The sequence below is a fragment of the Streptomyces otsuchiensis genome (assembly GCF_004305975.1).
Taxonomy (GTDB): domain Bacteria; phylum Actinomycetota; class Actinomycetes; order Streptomycetales; family Streptomycetaceae; genus Streptomyces; species Streptomyces otsuchiensis.
In genome coordinates, this window is the sequence record NZ_BHZI01000338.1 from 1 (window position 1) to 5,662 (window position 5,662).

A 5,662-nucleotide genomic window follows, 5' to 3' on the forward strand; every position below is an offset into this window, starting at 1 on the left:
CAACCGTGACGACATCGCCTGGCTGCTGGTGCTGGAACAGCTGATCTTCCACGCCGAGGCCGAAGCCCGCTGGCTCGACCACTGCGAGGTGCGTCTGGTGCGCTTCGCCGCCAGCCACCCCGAGTCCATGGAGCCCGGCGTGCAGCCCGGCACGCAGTCCGCCGCCCAGCCCGTACCGGGTGCTGACGGCGCCGAGGAGCGGGACGCGACACCCGCCGCGGCCCTCCGGGGGCGCGGGGACGCCACCCGCTGACGGCCCCGACCGGCGCCCGCGCGAGCGGAGGACCGGAGTCACTGGGCGAACCCGCCGGGCCGCCGTGCATGATGGAGTCATGACGCAGCAAGGGAACGAACCGCCGCAGCAGGAGAGCCCGCACGTCCTGGTCGTGGGGCCGGACGGCATGGCGCTCGGCAGCGCCGCGCCGCGTGGCGGCGACGGTGAGCAGGCGGAAGTGCCGCTGACGGAGATGGTCGAGCAGCCCGCGAAGGTGATGCGGATCGGCTCCATGATCAAGCAGCTGCTGGAGGAGGTGAAGGCGGCGCCGCTCGACGAGGCGAGCCGGGCCCGCCTCAAGGAGATCCACTCCAGCTCGGTCAAGGAGCTGGAGGAGGGACTCGCCCCGGAGCTGATCGCCGAACTGGAGCGCCTGTCACTGCCGTTCACCGAGGACAGCCTGCCCACCGATTCCGAACTGCGGATCGCGCAGGCCCAGTTGGTCGGCTGGCTGGAGGGACTCTTCCACGGCATCCAGACCACGCTCTTCGCGCAGCAGATGGCCGCGCGGGCACAACTGGAGCAGATGCGGCGGGCGCTGCCCGCCGGGTCGATGGACGACCCGATGCAGGGACCGCCCCCCGGCTCCTCCGGCCCCTACCTCTGACCGTCCCTCACCTCTGACCGTCCCTCACCTCTGGGCGGCGCTACCTCTGACCGAACTCCCCGCGCCGCTCCCCGCCCGGCCCGCGCGACGTCAGTCGCGCCCGGCCGGGCGTGAGGCCGGAGCCGCGTGCCGGAAGCCCTCGCTGGTCAGGAAGTAGAAGGCCGGGACCACCACGAACACCGCGAGCCCGGCCACCGGCGTGACCGCGTACCCGACCACCCCCGCCGCCGCGTACGCCGCCACCCCGATCGCCGACCGCAGCCGCCCGTGCCGGACGTACGCCGGATCGACGCCCCGCTCCAGCAGCTGCGGCCGTCGCCGCAGCTGCCCGTACAGAGCCAGCCAGCAACAGCACATCAGCGCGGCCACCAGCGCGTACAGCGCCACCGCCGTCCGCGCGTCCCGGCCGGTCGGGTCCTCCTGGAGCGCGTCGGAGACGACCCCGGTCGGGAAGGCGAGGGCGGCGGTGACCCCCAGCAGCGCCAGATTCGCCGCGTGCAGGCCCCGGTCCACCCGGCGGACGCGCGCGAACGCCTGGTGGTGGTTGAGCCAGATCACCGCGATGTAGCCGAACGAGGCCACATATCCCAGATAGGCCGGCCACTGTTCCAGCAGCGCCCGGGCCAGTCCGCCCTCCGAGTGCGCCGGGTCGCTGATCCCCAGCACCAGGATGGTCACGGCGATGGCGAACACGGCGTCGCTGAATGCCTCCACCCGCGCGGTGTCCGCCCGCCGGAACCGCCCCGCCTCCTGGTCGGCGCCCGGCGCGGGTGCGCCGTCGCGGTCAGGGGCCGGTGCGGGCTGGGGGCGGGGGTCCGGGCTCACACCTCCGGGAGGCTAGGCGCCCGCGCCAGCGGAGGGACGCCGCCGTCCCGGGCGCCCGGCCCTGACGCCCCCGAACGGCCGCGCGCCCGGCCCCGCCGGTGGTCACGAAGGGGTGGTCACGAAGGGGTGGTCGCGCAGGGGCGGTCACGCGGGAGGCGGCCCCGTCACTGGCCCGCGGCGGGCGGGCGTGGTGCGCGGGAGGCCGGCAGCTCCCCGGCGCGCGGGGCGATACCGTCCCCGCCGGTGTCGCCGCCCGGACGCGGCGCCGGCGTGCCGGGGCCGGCGCGGCCGATCGGTCTGCGGCCGGGCGCGGTGGCGGCGGCGGTGTCCGTCGCGCCGGGACCGCCCACGCCGTCCGGGCGGGGATGGCGCAACCGGTCCAGTTCGGTGTTGAACTGGGCTCCGGTCAGCAGCGCCAGATTGGACAGCCACAGCCAGATCAGGAAGACGATGATGCCCGCCAGCGACCCGTAGATCCTGGTGAAGGTGCCGACCTGCGACGCGTACACGGTGAAGCCGACCGACAGCACCAGCCACAGCAGTACGGCGAGCGCCCCGCCGGGGGCGTTGCGGCCCAGGCCGCGCGTCGCCGGGGGGCCGGTGCGGAAGAGGACCAGCACCAGGATGGTCGCCAGGCACAGCAGCAGCGGCCACTTCAGCATGTTCCAGCCGGCCACGGCCGCGGCGTCCATGCCGGCGAGCCGTCCCAGCCCCCGGGCCAGCTCGCCGCTGATCAGCACCACGACGACGCAGGCGCACAGGAGCAGCAGCAGGGTGACGGCGACGGCCACGATCCTCGGGGCCGTCACCCACGGCGGGCGGACGTCCTTGGTGCCGTGCATGGTGTGCAGCGCCCGGCGGAAGACGGCCAGGTAGCTGGAGGCGAACCAGAGCGAACCGACGGTTCCCATGATGGCGAGCAGCCAGGCGGTGGACTGCCGCTCGGTCATGTCCCGCAGCGCCTGCTCCAGGATGCCGTGCGCGGCGGTCGGTACCACCGAGTTCAGCTGGTGGATCAGGGTGGAGGGGAACTCGCTGCCGGTGATCGACATGACCGAGACCGCGACCAGCATCGGCGGGAACACCGCGAGGATCGCGTAGTAGGTCAGTGCCGCGGCCCAGTCCATGACGTCGTCGTTCCACATGCGCGCCGGCGTGCGCGCCAGGGCGCGGGGGAACGAGCGCCGGTACCAGTGGCTGGGCGGGGGCGCGGTGGCGCCCGCAGGGGTGCCCGCGGGCGGGTACGAGGGAGGGCCGGGCTCGGGGGAGGCCGCGTCACGCGGCGCGTCAGCCGTCATGACGTCCCCGCCGCGGGCCGTCTCCGGGGTGGTTCGGGGCGTGCCGTTCACGCGCGGGCCGCGTTCTCATGGAGTGCACCGCAGCCTCTCTCCGCCGGCCGCGCGGCCGGCTCGTCCGCGGGCCGTGCGTCCGGCCCGGCGGTGGGCGGGCGGGTCGGCGGGGCCAGCGGCCCGGCCTGTGTCCCGTGCGCCACGTCGATCGTCGTCATCTGTCGTTCCGCCTGTCGCCTGGCGGATCGGTGTCGGTCCGCGCTGCCGTACTGGTACGCCGTCGAGTATCCGCCCCCGCGCGGGCCCGCGTGCGGTCCGGGGCCGGTCACGCGGGCGCGTTCCGGCAGCGCACGAGCGGTTCCGGGGCGCTCGTCCCCGTCGCCCGCCTCCCGGTCGCCGTCCCCGGGGGCGCGGGAGGCCGGTGCGGAGGCCACCGCGAGCAGTGCGGCGACCATCAGCCCGGCCGTCAGCAGGACCACCGCCACCAGCGCCACGGCCGTGGTCGCGGCACTCTGGAGGCCGGGCCCCACCGCCAGATCGGGGCCGAGCGGCAGCTCGGACCCCATGTCGGCACCGGACCGGCCGGTCGTGTTCGTCTCCGTCGTCATCGACGCTCACGCCCCTCCGGGCGCAGCAACCTCCTGAACTCCATGTCTCCCTCGGCGAGCCGGCCGACGACCAGCCCGATCGTTCCCATGGCCGTGACCAGCAGAAACGCCACGAATCCGCCGAAGTACGCGGCGAATCCGAGCGCCATGCCGGACAGCAGCCCGATCTCGGATGTGTTCATATCAGCTCCGCTCCGGTCGGTGCAGCCCGACGGCGGGCGCCGTGGTGTCGCGCCGGTATTCGGTGGCGTACCCGCCCACGGATTGGGTCACGGGCCGTTCGCCCGTGGCCGCGTCCCTGGGCGGCTGCGCCGCGCTCGTGCCCGGCAGCGGGTTGCCCGCGGCGGGTGCCTGGTGGCGGGTGCCCGGTGGCGGGGTGCGACGGGCGGACGCGGGGTCGTCACAACCCCGCGTCCCCACCCGTTCCGCACCCGGTCGCCCCCGTTCCCCGCCCGGACTGGGCCTGGGCGGAGCGGCGACCGGATCACCCCCGCAGCGGCGAGCGCCACACGGGCGCTCGCCGTTCCGGGCGGGTGGTCACTGGACGCGCGCCGTCTCCGGCTCCTCTTCCTCGTCGTCCTCGGGAAGGTGCACGTCGTTCACGGTGATGTTGACCTCGACGACTTCGAGGCCGGTCATCCGCTCCAGGGCACCGATGACGTTCTCGCGGATGCCCTCGGAGACGTCCTGGATCGGAACGCCGTAGTCGATGACCACGTCGAGGTCGATCGCGGTCTGCTTCTGGCCCACCTCGGCCTTGACGCCTCGGCTGACGTTGTTGCGCCCGCCCGGTACCCGGTCGCGCACCGCGCCCAGCGTGCGGGCGAGGCTGCCGCCGAGGGCGTAGACGCCGGTGACCTCGCGCGCGGCCATGCCGGCGATCTTCTCGACGACGCCGTCGGCGATGGAGGTCTTGCCGCGCTCGGCGGCGGGCTCGTCGACACCGGCGTGGCCGGCGCTGACCGTGGTGGCCGACTGGTTCTGCGGACGCTTCCGGTCCAGCTCGGCGGCGGGGTTGTCGGACTTGTTCGAGGCGGTTCCGGGGGCCGTGCTGGTTGCCATGACGGTCTCTCGCTCTCCGGTAGCTTGTTCGCCCCGCGGGGCCTGACACTCGTTGGACACGGTGAACCGGCCGGATGTCACGCGCGATCCGGGATTTTTTCGGTGCGCTCCCGCCGGGGGGCTCTCGGGGGTCTGCCGGCGGTGCCGACGGCCGCTGTCCGGGGACGTCCTGACGTTCGACGCGTGACATTCGACGCGTGACGTTCGCCGCTCCGCCGTGTCCAATGGGGCGGGAAGGTGACAGCGACGGGCCTGAGCGGACCCCCGGCCGGGGCGTTCCGCGGGCTCCGGAGAGGAGCGGGTGCGTGCCCGATGACGTCTGTGCGTCGGCCTCGGCCGGGGAGCCGGTGGGCTCGGTGGGCTCGGTGCTTCCCGAGACGGTGCCCGCCGACCCCGCCGCCGCTCCCGCCCCGGCGGCATCGCCGGGGGGAGCGGAGTACGACGACACGCTGCTGGTCGTCCGGGCCTCAGAGGGGGACGACGACGCGTTCGAGCTGCTGGTGCGCCGGCACAGTCCGGTGCTGCTGCGGCTAGCCACCCGACTGCTGGGTGACCGCGCCGATGCCGAGGACGCCGTGCAGGACGCCTTCGTCAACGCCTGGCGCAGGCTCCCGGAGTTCCGCCGGCAGTCGGCGTTTCTCACCTGGATGTACCGTATTGTCACCAACCGCTGCCTGAACGTGCTGCGTTCACGGCGGCCCACCTCGGACCTGGACGCGGTCGCCGAGCCACAGGCCCCCGAGCACCAGGCGTCGCCGACCCGGGCGGCGGAGTCCGCGGCGGCGGCCGCCGCGATGTCCCGGGCGCTGGCCGGGCTCTCCGCCGAGCAGCGCGCCTGCTGGGTGCTGCGGGAGCTGCACGGCCTCTCCTACGACGAGATCGCCGGCACCGTCGGCATCACCCACCAGGCCGTGCGCGGCCGCATCTACCGAGCACGGCGCTATCTGATGGAGGCGATGGACGCATGGCGATGAGCCCGCCCGCCTCGGGCCCCCCC

General features: G+C 74.5%; 7 protein-coding genes and 1 pseudogene. 3 read left to right on the forward strand and 5 right to left on the reverse strand.

Annotated features, from left to right (window positions below):
- Both E0D90_RS28090 and E0D90_RS23060 read left to right on the forward strand, forming a co-directional pair.
- Nucleotides 1-253 (forward strand): annotated as a pseudogene (locus E0D90_RS28090) (PadR family transcriptional regulator); the annotation flags it as partial.
- Nucleotides 254-332: 79 nt separating this feature from the next.
- Complete coding sequence (locus E0D90_RS23060; RefSeq protein ID WP_103503667.1) at nt 333-881, forward strand: bacterial proteasome activator family protein; 549 nt, start codon at nt 333-335, stop codon at nt 879-881.
- Between the two features lie 90 nt (nt 882-971).
- On the opposite strand, the gene E0D90_RS23065 is transcribed toward E0D90_RS23060, so the two are convergent.
- From E0D90_RS23065 to E0D90_RS23085, 5 genes are all read right to left on the reverse strand, one after another.
- A complete protein-coding gene (locus E0D90_RS23065) occupies nt 972-1,706 on the reverse strand; it encodes a TMEM175 family protein (RefSeq protein ID WP_130799930.1) in 735 nt (244 codons plus the stop codon).
- Between the two features lie 164 nt (nt 1,707-1,870).
- Nucleotides 1,871-3,004: a YihY/virulence factor BrkB family protein gene (locus E0D90_RS23070; RefSeq protein WP_130799934.1), complete on the reverse strand. Its 1,134-nt coding sequence runs from the start codon at nt 3,002-3,004 to the stop codon at nt 1,871-1,873.
- Nucleotides 3,005-3,051: 47 nt separating this feature from the next.
- Nucleotides 3,052-3,603, reverse strand: coding sequence for a hypothetical protein (locus tag E0D90_RS23075; RefSeq protein WP_130799931.1), 552 nt, complete (start codon nt 3,601-3,603; stop codon nt 3,052-3,054).
- Nucleotides 3,600-3,785, reverse strand: a complete 186-nt coding sequence (locus tag E0D90_RS23080) for a hypothetical protein (protein ID WP_130799932.1) — start codon at nt 3,783-3,785, stop codon at nt 3,600-3,602. The genes E0D90_RS23075 and E0D90_RS23080 overlap by 4 nt, the downstream gene beginning before the upstream one ends.
- Nucleotides 3,786-4,140: 355 nt before the next feature.
- Complete coding sequence (locus tag E0D90_RS23085) at nt 4,141-4,665, reverse strand: Asp23/Gls24 family envelope stress response protein (RefSeq protein WP_103501635.1); 525 nt, start codon at nt 4,663-4,665, stop codon at nt 4,141-4,143.
- A gap of 380 nt (nt 4,666-5,045) precedes the next feature.
- On the opposite strand from E0D90_RS23085, the gene E0D90_RS23090 reads away from it, so the two are divergent.
- Nucleotides 5,046-5,639, forward strand: coding sequence for an RNA polymerase sigma factor (locus tag E0D90_RS23090; protein ID WP_374754077.1), 594 nt, complete (start codon nt 5,046-5,048; stop codon nt 5,637-5,639).
- Nucleotides 5,640-5,662: the final 23 nt, after the last annotated feature.